Here is a 240-nt window from a genome sequence, read left to right on the forward strand (position 1 = left end):
GGTGGTGCTCGAGCAGATCATTCAGCAGATCATCCAGATCGGTATCATCTGCGCTTGAGCTAGAGCCGCTACTTGAAGACATAAAATCATCTTCGGTTTTGGTATTAAAATCATCAACATTAAATGCATCCAGATCATCTGCAACTTTATCTGCTTTTTTTGCTGCGGTTGCTGCTGCACCGCCCATAACTGCGGTACCCATAACCTGGCCAAATTTGGTATTCAGTTCTTCAAATGATT

1 protein-coding gene is annotated in these 240 nt (G+C 43.3%); it reads right to left on the bottom strand.

Annotated elements, in window-relative coordinates; translation table 11 throughout:
• On the bottom strand, positions 1-202 hold a 202-nt coding region (locus SB689_RS24105), incomplete at its 3' end, for a hypothetical protein (RefSeq protein ID WP_410694547.1).
• Between the last annotated feature and the right edge of the window lie 38 nt (positions 203-240).

It is taken from the genome of Chryseobacterium sp. SIMBA_038, assembly GCF_046535115.1.
Classification (GTDB): domain Bacteria; phylum Bacteroidota; class Bacteroidia; order Flavobacteriales; family Weeksellaceae; genus Chryseobacterium.